The sequence below is a fragment of the bacterium genome, assembly GCA_016708315.1.
Lineage (GTDB): Bacteria > Zixibacteria > MSB-5A5 > CAIYYT01 > CAIYYT01 > JADJGC01.
Genome location: JADJGC010000023.1, coordinates 472,283 through 489,687, shown reverse-complemented (window position 1 = coordinate 489,687; position 17,405 = coordinate 472,283). Strand labels below are relative to the sequence as shown.

The following is a 17,405-nucleotide window of genomic DNA, read 5'->3' as shown; positions in this document are numbered from 1 at the left end:
AGCTGTATGGGCGCCGGCAGTTATCCCTCCAACAGCGCCATTCGCATTTGAATGGAATCCGGCAATTTCCGCCCATCCCGGCGGACCGTTCTTTGCCGTCGGCGCTGCCTATGGTCCGGCCGGACCATGGCTGGCAGGTAACCAGATCCTCGCGCACGCATCGCCTGGAGGCGGTGCGGCGTTTGCCCCGGGAGTCGCAGTCTCCGCGCTTAACGTTCCGGGTATGAGCTGGTTCGATTATCCTGATGTCGCCGTCGATGACATCGCCGGAAATCCCCTTGTCAATGTCGGAACGGTTCATTCTGCCTGGGTTGAATATCTAAACACTAATGGTGTCGATGCCGATGGCAACGGCAATCCATTCGATGATCCCGCCGGAGATGGCTTTACGATCCAATACGCCTATTCTCGCACCGCAGCAGGTCCGGCCCCGATTTATCCCGCTTTCAGTCCTCCAGTCGCAATTGGTGGAGGAGCAGTGTTCGGTAACTCAATGGCATCTAATCGTCCTTCTGTCGCAATCATGGGCCCTCCCGGAAACGTCATGGTCCCTCCGGGCGGTGTCTATGTGGCTTGGACGGATGGCACGATTGCATTTATTACATCATCACCCGCATTGGGAGCACCATTTGGACCGGTCGCAGCCATTGCTCCAACTCCTCCGACACCGCCGGTTCTCATTCCTGGTATTGCCGCATCAAACGGCATTTCAATCGGTACTGCTCCGGCAGGAAGTCCTTGCCCTGGTACTGTATTCGCCGCGTTCACTTCGACCGTCCTTGGTGACGTCGATATATTCTTCTCATCAAGCCCGACCGGTGCACCAGGAACATGGGGTGGGATTATTCGCGTCAACCAAGACATCCCCGGCAATGGTCTCGACCAGTGGGCGCCAAGTATGTCAGTGCATCCCGTCACTGGTGAAATCAGAGTCGTGTACTATGATCGGCGAAACGATCCGGGCAATGTCAGGAAGCAGACATGGGTATCAACTTCTGTCGACTGTGGTGTAACCTGGACTGACTGCATCCTTTCCGACATTCCGCCATCGGCCCCGGCATCGACCTTCCCCTTGCCGCCTGCGCCGATGTATATCGGCCACTACCTTGGTTCAGACTTCAATGTCCTGAACAAGTTCAGCTCTATCTGGAACGATGAGCGCTTCTCTGGCGCCGATCAAGACATTCTCTTCGAAGCTGTACCGAATTGCGCGCCGGACCTTGATGGCGATGGCATACCGGATCTCACCGACAACTGCCCGACCGTACCAAATCCCGGACAATCTGACGTGGATCTCGACGGTGTTGGGGATGTCTGTGACAATTGCATGCTGATTCCCAATCCGGGGCAGTCCGATGTTGACAGCGATGGCTTGGGAGACGTCTGCGACAATTGCCCGCTTGTCAATAATCCCGGCCAGGGAGATCTGGATGGCGACGGTGTCGGCGATGCTTGCGACAACTGCGCCGGCATTCCTAATCCGGGTCAGGCAAACGGTGACGGTGATCCATTTGGGGATGTCTGTGACAATTGTATCGCAGACAATAACCCGCTTCAGGAGGATATCGACGTCGATGCCGTTGGCGATTCGTGCGACAATTGCCTGACCATTCCCAATCCGGCTCAGACAGACACCGATGGAGACGGCATTGGTGATGCCTGTGATACTCCCTCATGTCCATGCATTCCCGGCGATGCCGATGGAAACGGAGTCCTAACCATTTCTGACGCAGTCTTTATGATCGCCTACATTTTCAGCGGTGGACCGGCGCCTTGCAATGGCGACGCAAATTGCGATTGTGTAGAGTCAATCTCGGATGCAGTGTATCTGATCAATTACATCTTCTCGGGCGGACCTGCACCCTGCAATTGTGCAGTTTACATTCTGCTTTGTCCGTAGTTCGATCCGCGAATTCGCTTCACGATGGGGTGTGCGTAAGCACACCTCATTTTTTTTGACTACTCGTTAAGACTGTTGGTGAGGGATCGAGGCCGTTTACTTTAGGCTTCGTTTTTTACAGGGATTCCGCATTGTTCGCAGACGCCGTCAAGCATCCGCCAGAGAGAACGGGCGGCCTTTGAAACCGCTTCTTCGATTTGCGTTTGAATTTCCTCGGTAGTTGCCATTTGTGAGATAAGTTGTGCCCACGTTTTTGAGTGCTCGATATCGGCAACCATGTGCTCGCGGAAGAACCTCAATGTCTCCTCGTCACTGACATTGTAGTGTTGCTGGAGACCTTCCATCTTTGACTCGGCAATCTCCGGAATGCGCGATTCGTAAGCGTACATTGCCGCCGCCCCGACTGCACAATTCGAAGAACTGCAAAGATTCCGATACGTCAACAGCAGCTTGCGTGTCCCCACTGCGCCGCAATTGGAGTAGAGTTCCTCGCGATCAACTCCCACCCCACGTGCAAACCACACCCACAGTTCCTCGTGCGGAATCAACCCGTCGCCGCCGGTTTCTTCTTCAACCAGATTTTCGAGAATTGAGAGACGTAGCGAATGTTCCTTGCAATTGGAATGTATCGCGCTGACATAAGTCGGAATGGCTTTGACGAACAGGAAGTACTCTTTGGTGTAGATCTGCAGTTCAGATTCGGTCAGTTCGCCGCGATTCCAGCGAACATAGAATGGATGCCGAAGCAGGTCATAGTCATCAATGAGGTAGTTCAGTCGTGAGATGAATTGACTATTCACGTCATTTCTACGACGAAATTTCTCGCCATTGTTGAGTTTTGAGCGAACTTTTTTCGGCTGGGACCATTTACCTCAAGGCCTTGCGCTACCTTGGGATCATTTTCGCGGTGCGCTCATAGAGCTTGCGCAATAGTGTGTCCGATCGAACGCAGATTGATGTCTGTGCCATTATCGAATAAACTTCAAATCGTGATATCTTGACCCGAACCTTGCCGTTGAGCAAAGCCGGATTGTCCCAGGCAAGACGAAGCGTTCGAATCGCAAAGAAAAGCGATAACAAATTGAATAGACGCAGTCGCGGCTGAGACGAAGGAATAGTAAGCGTGTACTCGAATGCATCATCAAGACACCCGGCGGTCTTCTTAATCAAATCATTGAGCGTACTTTGCGCCGGCCGGCGAAAAGCAGGTTTGAAAAAGTCGCTTGGCTCAACGCCGTGCGATAACATCAAGTCCGCCGGCAGATAACACCAGCCTCGCAGATAATCGCTGTGGCAATCCTTGATAATATTGGTCATCTGCAGACCCAGAGCAAACGCCGGCCCCAATGTTCGCAGCTTCTCAGCATGATTAGCAGGGAACTCCGGCAAGTAGAAAACAAACAGGTCGGTCAGCATCTTGCCCACAGTCCCGGCGACATAGTGGCAGTAGTTTTCCAAATCCGCCATATTCGCAAGCGTGAACAGCTTTTCGCCAAGCTGGTGTTTCCGCGTTACCGTTGCGCTCATACCGTCAGCCATTTCGACTACGCAGGCCTGCACAATCAAACGGACAGGTGCCGGGAGTTGTGTAAACACTTCGACAACAGTCTGCAGATTTGCAATTAGCCTGTACTCAGCAACTGTCGCATCCAGTTCGCCCCAGTTGGTGAGCCAGTCGCGTATGCTTCCAGGGTCAAAGGTGCTCTTTGCGAAAATTTCCTTGTAAGATTCCAGCAGCTCGGCTCTCTGCTCATACGAAAGATGCTCCGAATCCTCCGCGGTGTCGACAATGCGACAGAACAAATAGGCGCACAGCACCGACTTGTGCAGATCGCCTTTCAAGATGCGGATGTTTATTGCAAAGGTGCGCGATACTGCCGGCAGAATATCAACACAGAACTTGAATTGCTCAGAGTGCATGGAGGGAACATAACGCGTGCCAATGAGAACAAGAACAGGAATTTCGCAATTGATTTCAACAGTGTCGCAGGATAGACTTGACAACTGAGCCAGTTTTGAGCGATTCTGTACTTTTGGGAAGGAATAGTACTTTGACCAAATCAGTCTTTGACTCGATAAAGAACTTTCTCGACGAGAACCAAATTGCCTACCGTACCGTTCATCATGAACCAACCTTCACATCGGAAGAGTCGGCTCGCGCGCGCGGTGAAGAGGTCAAAATTGGCGGTAAGGCGATCGTGATGAAAGTGGGGGAGGTCTTTCGATTGTTCGTTTTGAGCGCCGCCCTAAAAATCGACTCCGATGCAGTTAAGAGCCAGTTCCAATCTAAGAGTACACGCTTCGCAAACGCAGAAGAGCTCTTGGACTTCACCGGACTCGTCCCCGGTTCGGTGCCGCCATTTGGGCATCCGATTCTGCCTTTCGAGTTGTTCGTCGATAAGTCGATTCTACGCAACGAAAAGATCGCTTTCAACGCCGGATCATTGACCGATTCAATAGTAATGCGTACCAGCGACTACTTGAAAGTTGCGGACGCCACTGTGTTTGAATTCTCCAAGTCAGTCTGACTTCTTTGCGTTTCAAGATTCCCCGACGACTCTATTTGAACCTAAAAAGAAAACCGGGTGAAGCTGCCTTCACCCGGTCGTCCTAACTAACTATGCTAATTCGTTAGCAGCCTGCGCACGGAGCAGGTCCGCCGCCGAAGATATGAGCGATTAAATAAACGGCATCTGAAATGTTGACACCGCCGCTGCAATCAGCGTCGCCAGAGATCAATGGAGTCGGCGCGGGTCCGCCCGAGAAAATATAGGCGATCAAATAAACTGCGTCGGAAATCGATACGCCACCGCTTTGGTTTGCGTCGCCGCAAATGTACGGCGGGCTCGTAACCGTTATGCTAAGGCTGACTGTATCCGACTTGATTGGATCCTGTGCGTCAAAAACCGCGACTGTAAAGAAATACTCGGCATTGAAGCTCGGTGGTCCGGTAATCGTTCCAACTGCTCCGCCATTGAAGTTACAGCCAAACGGCAGGTCGCCGCCGAGGAATACCCAATTGTATGGCGGAACGCCGCCAACGGCCTGCATTTGATAGAAATAGGGCACGTTTAGGAATCCATCCGGCGGGTCGTTTTGGTAACAGTAAACATTGCCGTCGCAGTGATCGCCGACATTGTCGCCGTTTTGGTCTGCTTGGGTTGGATTAGAAACAAGAGGACAGTTATCGCACGCATCGCCAAATGTGTCGCTGTCGGTGTCAAGCTGGCTGACATTCGCAACAGTCGGACAATTGTCCACAGCGCAAGTATTCAGTGCATATCCCGGGTTGCCCAGACCATCACCATCGGTGTCAGTGCAATTATCGCAAGCATCGCCAATATTGTCATTGTCGGCATCTAGCTGGTTGCGATTCGGCGTACTCAGACAGTTGTCGCAGGCATCGCCGACCGTATCGGCATCGGCATCGGTCTGGCCAAAATTCGACACCAACGGACAATTGTCGCTCGCATTTGCGATACCATCGGCATCGACGTCAAGATTCAAGTAGTTCTGCAATACCGCATTTGTCCAACAACGCATACGCGCTTCCTGCTGGTCCGTGAAGAACTCCGAACAATCGGAGTAACCCATCACGTTTGTCGGCTGGGTCGGTCCCCAGGGCTGGAACGGACTGCAAGTGTCATTGCCGCCGGGAGGGGAGCAATTGAAATTCAGCGGAGTCGGCGGGGTATCCGAACACAGATCGCCGCGCACATCGCTCGGGCTGCCCGCGAATTCATAGCAGGTGCCGCAAGCTGTAGTTTCGCTGACGCCGCGGAATGTGTGATACAGGCTCAGCGTGTGACCCATTTCGTGTGTCGTCGTGCTTGAGTTCGGAATGAATCCGAGCGTGTGGATGACGATTCCGAAACGAACCTGTCCGGCCTGATCCTGTGGAAGATACGCGTAACCGAGAGTGATCTGACCCGGGGTGGTCTGTTCGATATCAGTCACGTAAATGTTGATCTTCGTCTGGTAAGAATTTGCGTACGTAGCCTTCATCGAGAAATCTTCGGCACTGCTTAGGATTCGGTAATCTGAATCATTGTGCGTTTCGATTCCGTCCAGAATGAACTGAATACCCGCATGCTCAAGATCGGCATTCAAACGGTTGAAAACCTGGTTGCATTCCGCTACTGTTGTGGAAGCATTCGAGCCATCGTCTTCACAGAAGATGTGAAACACTACACGCGCATAATAAACCGTCTGAAATTCAGTCGGTAGGTGGTTGTTTCTCGTAGCAGGAATATCGCAAGCTCCGCGAACAGGGCAATCCAGTGGTGCGCGATTGATCTCGTCCGGCGAAGCCTCGGATTCCAGCGCCGTTGTACCGCACCACGGCATCTGATTTTCGCGAATAATCTCGCCAATGCGATCAGGATTGGCGCGAATTTCTTCGATGATTTCATCAGGCGTTTTTGCAGCTTGAATCGGCGCTGCAAAAATCGTCAGCCACGCCGTGGCGGACAATACGCAAGCGAAAAATGATCGTCTAAGGACGTTGCCATTCAGACTCATGTTATTGCTCACTTTCCCGGAATGCCCAGTGCTCGTTTCTGGGCAGGTTATATGATTGACGTTTCTATCATCAAATCCACAAGGTCGTCAGCCTTAAACTACTTGCAGGCTGCACACGGCGCTGGTCCGCCGCCAAAAATGTAACCAATCAGCAAGACAGCATCGGAGATTGTCACATTTGAACTGCAGTCGACATCGCCCGCTTCAAGCGGATCCGGTGCCGGACCTCCTCCAAAGATGTAACTGATCAAATATACTGCGTCTGATATCGATACATTATTGCTTCCGTCAGCGTCGCCGCAAACAAATGGTGGCGGAGGTGCATCAACTATGCGGACACTTAATGATATCGTGTCCGTCTTCTGCGGCGCATCCGCATCTTTGCAAACTATCGTGAAGAAATATTCGGCTGTGAAAGATGGCGTACCGGTTATCGTGCCGACACCGCCGCCGTTGAAAACACATCCAAATGGCAAATCGCCGCCAAAGAATATCCATTCATAAGGCTGGAGGCCTCCGATTGCCGTAAACTGATGGGAGTACGGAACACCAAGGTATCCTTCGGGAAGTACATAGCTCTGTATATGCAACTGACCGTCGCAAGCGTCGCCGATACCATCGACGTTTTCGTCGTATTGCTCGGGATTGGCGATATTTACACAATTGTCGCAGTTGTCGCCCACTCCATCAACATCGGCATCGACCTGTCCCGGGTTAATCACGTCGGGACAATTATCAGTCGGGCAAGTGCTTGCCGGAAATCCCGGATCCGCCGTGCCGTCTCCATCGCTGTCAGTGCAAATGTCGCAGCCGTCACCCGAACCGTCGGCATCAAGATCGCCCTGATCGTTGTTGGCAACATTCGGACAATTGTCGCAGACGTTGCCAAACTGATCGCCGTCAGAGTTTGCCTGATTATTATTGCTCACGAAGGGGCAATTGTCGGAGGCGTTCAAAATGCCATCGCTGTCGATGTCAGTATCGCAAGCATCGCCAAACGCATCGTTATCGACGTTCTCCTGGCAGGGATTGAAATTGGCAGGGCAGTTGTCCACGCCGTCGTCAACACCGTCGCCGTCGCCATCTGCAAGAATCTCGCGCGCCAGCGCCGGGTTCTTGTTACCGCCGCAATTTCGCCATGAACCTAACTCGGCATTGACCCAACAATGGAATCTTCCCCATTGTTGCTGCGAGAATTCGGTGTAGCAAGCATCGGGCGCATAACCCATATAGTTCTGAGTATCAGTAGGTCCCCAGCTTTGACCGGAGCAAACATCGGTTCCACCGGGAGGCGCACAATTGAAATTCGTCGGCGTCGGATCTGTATCGGAACAGTAATCGCCGGTTACGTCGCCTTCAACCCCATCGGCACGCTCATAGCAGGCTCCGCACTGTGAAACCTCGGATACGCCATGGTGGGTGTGCCAAAGTCCAATGCAGTGGCCAACTTCATGCGCAAGAGTGCCTTCGCCGCCGCCAAAGTAATTGTCATCGAGAATGATCCCGCCCATGTTGGTTAGAGCGTCATTGTCCCAAGGGAAAGTACCGACTCCAATGTAGCTGGAGTTGATATTCGTCACATACACATTCAGTTGCGAGTCCGGATCGACCGCGAACGCGTTTTTCATTCCAAACTCCTCGGCGTCCGTAAACGTCCGATAGGCAGTCGAATTGACAATCCGCCACTGGGCCGTCCAACGAATCTTGGAGGGCGCAAATTGAGCATTCAAGGTCGCCATCTGAGCGTCAACTCTCGCTTGATTTGCCGCAGGGCTCGACCCGTCGTCGTTTGCAAATACATTGAAGAAAATTTTCAGAGATGTAAACGGATCATTGACGTCTGGAATGTTTGCATCGCGATTCACAACATTGTCGCAAGGTCCCAATGGTGGGCAGGCGAGCGGCGCTCGATTCGCGGTGCTTTTTTGTTGCCACCGAATTTCGGTCTGACACCAGTCACCGCCATGTTGATTGATGAACGATTTTACGTGGTTACCGTCGAGTCGGCCAATTTCCTGCCAAAGATTGGATGGCAGAACTGGCTGATCATCGGCGGCGTATGAAATTGTCGAGGCGGCAACGAACAAAATTGCAATGGCAAGAGCGAACGGCGAGAAGCGTCCGGTACGGTTCATGAAGCTGTATCTCCAAATCAGATTGGTTGCGTTTGGGCTCGGTACCAATTGGCAAGTATGCCTATCTAAAAATATCGCCTAAGTACATATTTGTCAAGACGTTTCTCCAATCGGGTATTGCTGCTGTTAGCTCGTTTAGAGGAGATTCGAAGAATCCGATGCACAAGTACTTATCAGGTATCGCCATACAAACCATTAAGTGGACACGAATTGTGCTGTTAGTTGCAATAGGCTGCCAAACCGCAACGCGGTTCGATCTACCATGATCGGCAAAAATGCTGTCAACCCAATTGACTATAAGAACTTATTCCGGCAACCCGTCTCTGCAGCTACTTTCGAGCCAAGAACTTCAATGCTGTGGAATTAATGCAGTATCGCAATCCAGTCGGACGCGGTCCATCCTCAAAAAGATGCCCAAGATGGCTTTCACATCGAGCGCAGATCAGCGCAACGCGAATCTGTCCGCCCGAAAGATCAGCTTCCGTCTCGACGCTCGTCTCGGAAAGAGGCTTGAAGTAGCTCGGCCATCCAGTACCGGAATCAAACTTGGCGTCGGAACCGAATAGCTCGTTTCCGCAAGCTGCACAAACATAAGTCCCAACGCCTTTATGATTATGATACTCGCCTGTGAATGCGCGTTCGGTGCCGTTTTCGCGCATGACGCGATACTGCTCTTTACTGAGTAACTTGCGCCACTCATCGTCGGTTCGGTTGATCTTATCAGTCATCGCGATCTCGCTCTCATGTTCGGAGTTAAGCAGAATTCGGGACAGGTCCTCGACTTGCTGATCCCGTCTCGATGCTCCCACTGCCAGCAATATGCCGATGGCAATTACTGCGATCAACGCCAAAATCGGTAATGAAACTTGCCTCCGCATAAAACCTCCGGAGTTGCGTGGAAAACGGCAACTTCCATTGGTTAAAACAGAGAATGCTTGGGCGATGTTCCAGAATTGACGGCATAGTTCGAGTAATCGTCATACTGTGACACTCATTTGACGGACGCAGAACCTGCGAACTTTCTCAGCAGCGCCAGATTCCGCTTATCGTCTTCGTATTCATCATCTTTCGGCGTTTCGAGCAACTTGGGAATCTTGGCGAGACGCGAGTCCTGCATAATAAACTTGAACGCGTCCGCGCCGATTTTTCCTTCGCCCAGATGCGTATGCCGGTCGACCCGGGAGCCGAGGTCTTTCATCGAATCATTCAAGTGGAGCACCTTGAGATACTTCATCCCGATGATCTTCGCGAATGCCTTCATCGTTTTCTCGTATTCACTTTCGGTCCGAATGTCATATCCTGCCGCGAAAATATGACACGTATCAAGGCACACTGAGATTCGTGCTTTGTTTTCGACACCGGCTATCATTTGGGCAATTTGCTCAAAAGTGTACCCCAGGTGCGATCCTTGGCCCGCAGTCAGCTCCAGGGAAATACGCGCTTTGGCGTTTGGTGTCTTGTCAATGCAGATATTGAGCGACTCGATAATCTTCTTCATGCCATATTCCGGTGTGCCGTCAACCGGCGAACCGGGATGTAAAACCACGTCGGGAATTCGCACTTGTTCGGCGCGCTGCACTTCGTCGATCAATGCCTTGATTGACTTGTCGTGGAAATCTTGATTTGGCGTCGCGAGGTTGATGAGATATGCAGTATGCGAAATGACCGGAGTGATTCCCGAGGCTTCCTGCGCATCGAGAAACTTTTCCGCTTCTTCGTCGGTTGTCGGTCGCTGCTCCCAGCGATTATTGTTCTTGGTGAAAATCTGAATCGTATTACAGCCGGTATTGATACCGTGCTGAATGGCGTTATGCAGACCGCCGGAGGTCGACATATGGGCGCCGATAAGAAGTGTGTCCTTTTTGGCCATTTTATAGTCTCCTCCGTGAATACTCTGCTCAATTTAACGAAAATGGACGCGTACAGTCAATGCTTCAATCAAGGAATCGTCGCCGTTCTTCGGCGGTCGGAATCCGGCACACCTCGCGCCTGCCAAACCATCTATAGCGATTCTTGGCAACGAAATCATACACCAAATCGCGAATCGGACGAGGGATAACTATCAGCACATAGGGTACTATCCAGATTCCGCCCAACAGCCGCAGTACTCTCAGCACTGCAGTCGACTTGGTATCGATTTGATTCTTATGAACTAGTACCACCGAATCGAAGCTGCTCGACTCAATTCCCGATTCTTTGAGGAGCTGACTTCCAGCTTTCGATTGAAGTGTCGCGAACTTCAACTTGCCTTTCGTGTTGGCGCCAAGCAGAAAACTCGCCCAGAAATTGCAGAACTTGCAGTGACCGTCAAACAGCACAATCGGCCCGGCGTTCCTTATATCGTCGGTCACTTCGTACCCGACCGCCGCGCCAGCCTCTGTTGCACGCTTTCGCTCTGCAGTTCGCGCAACGCATCGGCGGCGATCCAGCGCGCTGACTTGGTGTCCTGCTTGCGAATTCGTTCCGCAAGCGCGATCGCCTTCTTGTTCAATCTGATATTGCGTTTGCCTGTTTCGCGAAGCGCCCAGTTAACCGCCTTACGAACGAAGTTACGCCCGTCCGACGCGTACTCAAGAAACAGCGGGAAGAACTGCTCGAAACTGCGGTCGGTGGCCTTCTTGTCGTGAACCGCCAAAGCCGCTATCACCACAAACCCTGCTCGCCGGATAAATTCTTCTTCGCGTCCGCTCCATTCAAATGCTTTCGCGACAGCGAAGGGAGTTTTGTCTACAAGACCGCCGCAAAAACCGTCGCAAATATCCCACGAATCAATCTGAGCCACCCAGTCATCGAGGAGCTCTTCAGTAATTTCCGATGGTACTGCCACCATCGAAGCCAATATCCGCGCCTCGTGGATGCGAGTCTTCCACAATGCCACCGCCAGCTTTTGATCCTTGCCAACCTCTTTGGCAAGCGCTCGCAATTTCGGCACCGGTATGCCAAGCGCCCGCTGATAGACAATTCCGAATCGCGTCAACCGTGAGCGATGCCCCTCATCCGATAACTCGTGTAGTCGCGCAACGACTTCCTGGACAATCACTGCAACACTCAAATCTTCACAGCAAGCATCAACCCGTCGCGAATCGGCATTACTGTGCACATAGAATCTGGCAGGGCATAGGATTGCCTGTTGAATTCCAAGATTCCGGCAGTTGATTCCGACGGTGGATTCTCCTCGACAATTCTCCCGCTCCAGAGAACATTGTCGGTGACCATGATTCCGCCGCGCCTGAGTTTCGGCCAGGCGATTTCAAGCGCACGTGGGTATTGTTCCTTGTCGACATCATTCAGTATTATGTCGTAGACACCTGTCGCTTTTTCCATCGATTCCAAAGCGTCGCCCTGATGCCACGTGATATGATCGGCAACCTCGGCAGCAGCGGTATACTTCTTGCCTCGTTCGATATTGGATTTGTCCATCTCTGTACAGTCGACAGTGCCGCCATCTTTCAGCGCAAAAGAAAACCAGACGGCAGAGTAGCCGTAGCCAGAGCCCATTTCGAAAATCCGTGTTGCGTTGGTCAGAAGTGCTAGTTGATGCAAAAAACGGCCGACCAGTGGCCCGATTATCGGAAACTTGTTCTCCTTTGCATATTGTTCCATCTCAGCGAGCACTGCGTGTCGCGGTGGCGTGAGATTGTGCAAATAATCGTTGATTGCGGGATTCGTCAATTCCATCGTCTTCGTCCTTTCAGTTACGCAGAAATTTGTAGATTATACGGTGATGGACTCAACCCGGCGAACAATTCTTGTCAAGCAATTGGCGCACGAATACGGTTTCGATTATTGCGGTATTGCAAAGGCCGACTTCCTTGCCGATGAAGCCCCTCGCCTTGAGCGATGGCTGCGCTTGGGCAAGCACGGTGATATGGCCTACATGAACAACTGGTTCGACAAACGGCTCGATCCGCGCAAGCTGGTCGATGGCGCCAAATCAGTTATATGTCTGATGGCAAACTACTACACCGAAAAGAAGCAAACCGATCCGGAGTCGCCAAAAATCGCCAAATACGCCCTTGGCAAGGACTACCATTGGGTGCTGAAACAGAAACTCTCGGAAATCGTCAGTCGACTCCGCGAGCAATTCGGCGATTTCAATTGCCGTGTCTTCGTTGACTCAGCCCCGGTACTGGAAAAGGCTTGGGCGGCGCGAGCTGGACTTGGCTGGGTCGGCAAGAACTCGCTCCTGCTCAATCCCGAACGTGGCAGTTACTTCTTTCTCTCCGAGATCATTGTCGATTTTGACTTGGATTACGACCAGCCCATCAGCGATCTTTGTGCCAATTGCCGCAAGTGTCAAGATGCCTGTCCCACCGGCGCTCTCGTCGAACCGCGGATCCTTGATGCCCGTAGGTGCATTTCGTACTTCACCATCGAGTACCGTGGCGACCTTCCGTTGGCAATGCGTGAGAAATTCAACAACTGGATGTTCGGCTGCGATATCTGTCAGGATGTTTGCCCCTGGAATCGCAAGAGCCGGCCGCACTCCGAGAGGCAGTTCGAGCCGACCGACGAGCTTCTCAACAAATCAAAACAAGATTGGGAAGAAATCACCCGCGATGTGTATAATCGCTTATTCAAAGACACCGCTGTCACCCGTACTCGCTTTGAGGGACTGAAAAGAAACATCGAATTCCTCGCGGCTCCGACCGCAAGCGACATGAATCAATCGAAAGACGACGAATCGAGATAATGATCGACTTCAAAGAATCGATAAGAACCAAACTTGCTGCCCGCCAGAGAGCAGCCATTAGTGACGGAAACGGCACACCCGCCGGAGTGCTCATCCCGCTCTTTGAACGCGGCGGCAAAGTGCATATTCTGCTCACCCTGCGAACCAATACCGTCGCCTCTCACAAGGGTCAAATCTCATTCCCCGGCGGCGGGTTCGAGCCCGCAGATTCCGGTATCCGCGAAACGGCATTGCGCGAAACCTATGAAGAAGTCGGTATCGTGCCCTCGAGTGTTGAGATTCTTGGAGAACTTGATGACGTCATGGCCGTGAGCAATCATGTCGTGACGCCGGTCGTCGGCGTCATACCATTCCCGTATCGGTACAAGATCAGCACAGAAGAAATCGCTGAGGTCTTCGAAGCGCCTCTGGACTTCTTTATCGATACATCAAACTGCCGTATCGAAACCCGCCCTTACCGTGGCAAGCAAGTACCGGTCTACTTCTACCAATATGGCCGCCACAACGTCTGGGGATTGACCGCCTTTATCATCCGCGAGTTTCTTGAAATCTGCTACGGCGTCAAGAAATAGCGTCCTGCAGTGCTCCAATTTCCGGTTGACAGAACCAATCGTTTTGCATTTCTTGCCGACTCAATAGTGGACACTCCCCGAAAGGGAAGTCCATTCACAAAATCGTCTTTGGAGAGGTGGCCGAGAGGCTGAAGGCGGCGGTTTGCTAAACCGTTATACGGGTAAAACTGTATCCAGGGTTCGAATCCCTGCCTCTCCGAATTGATTCTCACGCACATCATCTCCAAAATAAGCTGATCGTCGACAAGAGAAGCCGTATAGCATGACAACATCAGTTAATCGTCACCCAACCGGATTCTGGTTCGTCTTCTGGGGTGAACTGGCAGAGCGCGCCAGCTTCTACGGCATGAAAGCACTCCTGGTGCTTTACATGATCGATGAACTCGGCTACTCCGACGCCAATAGCTCCACCGTCGCCTCATTCTTCACAGCGGCATGTTATCTCCTGCCGATTCTCGGCGGCTACATCGCCGACCGCTGGCTCGGAAAGTTTCGCACAATAATCTATTTCGCGGTTCCCTACATCATGGGGCACATCATCCTTGGCTCGTTCAATTCCGAGGTCGGCCTCTACATTGCATTGGCCCTTCTTGCCGGCGGCTCAGGTTCGATCAAACCCAATATTAGCACCTTGATGGGGAAGATGTATGAAGAACAGGGCAAGAGCCATCTCTTGTCGCAAGCCTTCTCGTGGTTCTACATGTCGATCAACATCGGCGCTGCTTCGACGATGACAGTTCTGCCGTTTATCCGGGATCATTACGGTTACGGTCCGGCGTTTATGGCGCCGACGATTATGATGGTGGTGGCGCTTGCCATCTTCTATCTCGGGAAGAAGCACTATCCCAAAGAGGACATGCGCAAACTTGCCGCAACGGCGATGAATCCGCAACAAAGCCACGAACGCAAAGCGACCTTGATTCGTTTATCCGGACTCTTCCTGCTTATTGTCTTCTTCTGGTCGGTTTTCGATCAGTCCTATTCGACTTGGACGCTGTTCGCACGCGATTATATGTTGCTCGATACCTGGTTCGGTAGAATTCCACCCGACGCGATTCAGGGGCTTAATCCCATTTTGATAGTGCTCATGTCACCGTTATTCGCATGGCTGTGGAATAAAAGCGATAGTAATCAGTCGCGGCGGCTCTCTTCGCCGCGCAAAATGCTCATTGGCTTCGTGTTGGTGATTCTCTGTATGAGTCTGATGACGATCGCCGGCTATCAGGCAATGAATGCCAAGATTTCAATTCTTTGGGAAGTTGGCGCTTATGTTTTGATGACGGCGGCAGAACTTTGTATCTCGGCGATTGGACTGCAATTGGCGTTCGAGGAAGCTCCCGACAGCATGAAATCAATGATTACCGGAGTGTTCTGGTTCACGGTGTTTCTCGGGGACATACTCGCCGGCTTGTTTGCGCGCGTCTATACACAAACGACGCCCGGCAACTTTTTCGGCATGATGACCATCATGATTGTGATTGTGACCCTGGCTTTCTATCAGGTTGGCAAACGCTTCGAACGAACGAGCGTCAGCCCATAGCGTCCAACATTGAATTCGTCTCACGTGTATCATTTTCGACGAATAGCAGTTCACAGGTCACTATTGAGTACATGTTAGCACGATATCAAATTCCTCCCCGCTTTCACAAGATACCGCCCGGTGATCCGGCGCTCAAAGGCACACGCCTCGATACGCGCAAGAATCACAACTACGTTTTCTGTCCCACTCCCGAGATGGTCGAAGCGTATTTCAATGACATGACGCCAAAGGGCTGGAAGCTGTTCACGAAGAATTACCGGCGCCTTCTTCAGGAACGTTTCGAAACCCGCCGCGAAGAATTCGACAAATGGGCGACGGTTGCAGCAGAGAGCGACTTATTCCTTGGCTGTAGCTGTCCGACCGAAAGAAACCCAAATCTCGAGCAATGCCATACCTGGCTCGCTCTCGAATTCATGCAGAAGAAATATCCCAAACTGAAAATCGAGTTTCCACGCAGCTGAAACGTATTTTGATTCGGGGAATCATGAATCATGCGGGGGAGAGTCGTGCGCTGATCCCATTCGCCATTGCGGCAAATGGCTTAAGCTGGTTCCGGTTGCTTCTTGGCCCAGATTTATCTAGTCAAACCGGGAGGCTATTTCAAGACTCCCGGTTTTTCAATTCCATAAATGATGTTACGCACAATGTGGCGTGGGTCCTCCACCAAAGATAAACCCAATCAAATATACCGCATCGGAAATGGTAATCGCGCCACTACCATCCGCATCACCAAGGCACGGCAATGCCGGGGTCGGACCGCCGGAGAAGATAAAACTAATGATGTAAACTGCATCCGAAATGCTAATATCTCCCGAGTTATTGGCGTCACCACAGAGACAGTTCTGAGCCATAATACCATGAGGCCCGGCCGCAGTTGGCGCTACTCCGTGACAAACGACGCACTTATTCAAAGTTCCTGCATATCCCTGCAGAGCGATATTCTGAACATTGTCGCGGTCGACACGGCTTGCAACAATCGCGTGGGGCTCGCCGTGGCACGCACTGCAGAATAGCCCGCCGTGTCCGCGCGATTCGCGGAATAGCTTTCCCGGTTCTTCAGCGAAATTGGCGCCATGACAACTCACTGATCCGCATGAGGGTTCCTCTAACCATGGCTCGCGGCCGTCGCTGATGCTCTCGCCAACCTCAGTAACGCTACCGTGACAGTCCTGGCACACCATTCCATGTTGTGTAGCCATCACATCGCGCAAGCATTGCGTGTTTGGGCCGGGATGGCACTTATAGCAGTCGTTGGTTTTATCGCCGTGCTGTTTGTGGATTGCTTCCGATAACGAAGCAAGCCCAGGCTGACCCGGTGTTCCCAGTGCATTCGAAGAGTGGCAACTTGCGCACAGAATTGGCGTATTGTTGGGATCGAAACCGCCTTCATTTTCGTGCTCATCGAGTATATCCTGCTCGCTGCTGTGACAGCCGGAGCTGACGCAGTTAATTTCGTTTGAAACCGGAACTACCGGTGGAGCGCTCGCAAGAAGTTCATTGGATGAGTTGTAGAGTTCCAATAGCCCGAGCTGGAATGGATCTTCGGTCACTAAATTGGCGTCAGTGTAGGGCGTAATCGGCACGCCTGTTACAAAGAAGTAATTCTCCGTAATCTACATCGTTCCACTGAGCCCATTACCGGTCAGTTCGATATTTGGCGCCAAATTCACGCCGAAGATCTGATCTTCCCAATCCCAGAAGTTAGTTTTGCCAATGGAGTAGGTGTTTCCTGGAATCTCATAAGTAACATGAAAGCCCGTCGTCTCTACGACCGGCAGGTGAGTCGCATCGCCGACTCGAACAACTTGCGCTCTGACATTGTTGAATGGTGGAAGAACGACAAGCTTTGAAAAGTCCTGATTGCTGCAGTGCATGCCAAGATCATTCCATCCGATAATGATGTGCGACTGAGCAAATGACAAATTTGCAGCGCACACGAGGCATAGCGCCATCATGGCCATACGAATATTCATGATTTCCCTCTGAGGATTAAGTTAGTAAAACTTAACATAGCATAATCGCACCAAGTGTCAATAATTTTTTC

17 protein-coding genes and 1 tRNA gene are annotated in these 17,405 nt (G+C 51.8%); 7 read left to right on the top strand and 11 right to left on the bottom strand.

Features of this window, described 5'->3' with window-relative positions; all coding sequences use genetic code 11:
• Positions 1-898 precede the first annotated feature (898 nt).
• Positions 899-1,900 carry a thrombospondin type 3 repeat-containing protein gene (locus tag IPH59_14430; protein ID MBK7092891.1) on the top strand — a complete coding sequence of 334 codons (1,002 nt, stop codon included), beginning with the start codon at positions 899-901 and terminating at the stop codon, positions 1,898-1,900.
• Positions 1,901-2,001: 101 nt separating this feature from the next.
• Here the strand turns inward: IPH59_14430 and IPH59_14425 are convergent, their stop codons facing one another.
• Together IPH59_14425 and IPH59_14420 are read right to left on the bottom strand one after the other, a co-directional pair.
• Positions 2,002-2,700, bottom strand: a complete 699-nt coding sequence (locus tag IPH59_14425; GenBank protein ID MBK7092890.1) for a CADD family putative folate metabolism protein — start codon at positions 2,698-2,700, stop codon at positions 2,002-2,004.
• Positions 2,701-2,785: 85 nt separating this feature from the next.
• A complete protein-coding gene (locus tag IPH59_14420; GenBank protein ID MBK7092889.1) occupies positions 2,786-3,820 on the bottom strand; it encodes a squalene/phytoene synthase family protein in 1,035 nt (344 codons plus the stop codon).
• Positions 3,821-3,951: 131 nt separating this feature from the next.
• On the opposite strand from IPH59_14420, the gene IPH59_14415 reads away from it, so the two are divergent.
• Positions 3,952-4,428 carry a hypothetical protein gene (locus tag IPH59_14415; GenBank protein MBK7092888.1) on the top strand — a complete coding sequence of 159 codons (477 nt, stop codon included), beginning with the start codon at positions 3,952-3,954 and terminating at the stop codon, positions 4,426-4,428.
• Positions 4,429-4,531: 103 nt separating this feature from the next.
• Here IPH59_14415 and IPH59_14410 read toward each other — a convergent pair whose 3' ends face one another.
• From IPH59_14410 to IPH59_14380, 7 genes are all read right to left on the bottom strand, one after another.
• On the bottom strand, positions 4,532-5,494 hold the full coding sequence (locus tag IPH59_14410; protein MBK7092887.1) for a thrombospondin type 3 repeat-containing protein: 963 nt from the start codon (positions 5,492-5,494) through the stop codon (positions 4,532-4,534).
• A 1,025-nt stretch (positions 5,495-6,519) separates the two neighbouring features.
• The gene (locus IPH59_14405; protein ID MBK7092886.1) at positions 6,520-8,556 is read right to left on the bottom strand and encodes a thrombospondin type 3 repeat-containing protein; all 2,037 of its coding nucleotides are present in this window, start codon (positions 8,554-8,556) and stop codon (positions 6,520-6,522) included.
• 329 nt (positions 8,557-8,885) lie between these two features.
• Positions 8,886-9,284 carry a peptide-methionine (R)-S-oxide reductase MsrB gene (msrB, locus tag IPH59_14400; protein MBK7092885.1) on the bottom strand — a complete coding sequence of 133 codons (399 nt, stop codon included), beginning with the start codon at positions 9,282-9,284 and terminating at the stop codon, positions 8,886-8,888.
• Between the two features lie 263 nt (positions 9,285-9,547).
• A complete protein-coding gene (locus IPH59_14395) occupies positions 9,548-10,426 on the bottom strand; it encodes a deoxyribonuclease IV (protein ID MBK7092884.1) in 879 nt (292 codons plus the stop codon).
• A 64-nt stretch (positions 10,427-10,490) separates the two neighbouring features.
• Positions 10,491-10,907, bottom strand: a complete 417-nt coding sequence (locus IPH59_14390) for a thiol-disulfide oxidoreductase DCC family protein (GenBank protein MBK7092883.1) — start codon at positions 10,905-10,907, stop codon at positions 10,491-10,493.
• Positions 10,904-11,596 carry a DNA alkylation repair protein gene (locus tag IPH59_14385; GenBank protein ID MBK7092882.1) on the bottom strand — a complete coding sequence of 231 codons (693 nt, stop codon included), beginning with the start codon at positions 11,594-11,596 and terminating at the stop codon, positions 10,904-10,906. Before IPH59_14385 ends, IPH59_14390 begins: the two co-directional genes overlap by 4 nt.
• A gap of 8 nt (positions 11,597-11,604) precedes the next feature.
• Positions 11,605-12,234 (bottom strand): O-methyltransferase, encoded by a 630-nt coding sequence (locus tag IPH59_14380; GenBank protein ID MBK7092881.1) that lies wholly within the window; start codon positions 12,232-12,234, stop codon positions 11,605-11,607.
• 46 nt (positions 12,235-12,280) lie between these two features.
• On the opposite strand from IPH59_14380, the gene queG reads away from it, so the two are divergent.
• From queG to IPH59_14355, 5 genes are all read left to right on the top strand, one after another.
• Entirely contained in the window at positions 12,281-13,249 is a 969-nt protein-coding gene (gene queG, locus IPH59_14375; protein ID MBK7092880.1) for a tRNA epoxyqueuosine(34) reductase QueG, read from the top strand.
• Entirely contained in the window at positions 13,249-13,821 is a 573-nt protein-coding gene (locus tag IPH59_14370; GenBank protein MBK7092879.1) for a CoA pyrophosphatase, read from the top strand. The genes queG and IPH59_14370 overlap by 1 nt, the downstream gene beginning before the upstream one ends.
• Before the next feature lie 110 nt (positions 13,822-13,931).
• A tRNA-Ser gene (locus IPH59_14365) sits at positions 13,932-14,020 on the top strand.
• Positions 14,021-14,083: 63 nt separating this feature from the next.
• A complete protein-coding gene (locus tag IPH59_14360; GenBank protein MBK7092878.1) occupies positions 14,084-15,361 on the top strand; it encodes a peptide MFS transporter in 1,278 nt (425 codons plus the stop codon).
• Positions 15,362-15,432: 71 nt separating this feature from the next.
• Positions 15,433-15,822 (top strand): hypothetical protein, encoded by a 390-nt coding sequence (locus IPH59_14355; protein ID MBK7092877.1) that lies wholly within the window; start codon positions 15,433-15,435, stop codon positions 15,820-15,822.
• A gap of 174 nt (positions 15,823-15,996) precedes the next feature.
• On the opposite strand, the gene IPH59_14350 is transcribed toward IPH59_14355, so the two are convergent.
• Together IPH59_14350 and IPH59_14345 are read right to left on the bottom strand one after the other, a co-directional pair.
• A complete protein-coding gene (locus IPH59_14350) occupies positions 15,997-16,944 on the bottom strand; it encodes a dockerin type I repeat-containing protein (protein ID MBK7092876.1) in 948 nt (315 codons plus the stop codon).
• A 30-nt stretch (positions 16,945-16,974) separates the two neighbouring features.
• Positions 16,975-17,334, bottom strand: coding sequence for a hypothetical protein (locus IPH59_14345; protein MBK7092875.1), 360 nt, complete (start codon positions 17,332-17,334; stop codon positions 16,975-16,977).
• Between the last annotated feature and the right edge of the window lie 71 nt (positions 17,335-17,405).